Genomic DNA, 376 nt, shown 5'->3' with positions numbered 1-376 from the left:
GCCCATGGCAGCGCGGCTCAAATGAGAACACTAATGGCCTGCTGCGCCAGTACATGCCAAAGGGATCGGACCTGTCGATCTACTCCCAAGACGAGCTCGATGCAATCGCCCTGTCGCTCAATACACGCCCGAGAGCGAGGCTCAATTATGAATCGCCGCTCGTCGTTTATACTCAGCACATAGCACTGCTACAACATCCGACCGACACTGTTAATTAACCCAGTGTTGCGCTTGGTACTTGAAACCGCCAAGGCTAACAGCAAATCAAACAGTCGTCAGGATTCTCAGTACCTCATCAAAGTTGGCGGGTTTGACCAGATGATGATCGAACCCTGCTTCACGCGAATACTGCCGATCTTTTTCCTGCCCATAACCC

1 protein-coding gene is annotated in these 376 nt (G+C 52.1%); it reads left to right on the top strand.

Features of this window, described 5'->3' with window-relative positions; translation table 11 throughout:
* On the top strand, positions 1-218 hold a 218-nt coding region (locus tag CR105_RS27600), incomplete at its 5' end, for an IS30 family transposase (RefSeq protein ID WP_143752844.1).
* Positions 219-376 lie beyond the last annotated feature (158 nt).

It is taken from the genome of Massilia eurypsychrophila (assembly GCF_002760655.1).
Taxonomy (GTDB): Bacteria; Pseudomonadota; Gammaproteobacteria; order Burkholderiales; family Burkholderiaceae_D; genus JAFCUW01.
This window is presented reverse-complemented; position numbering and strand designations above follow the sequence as displayed.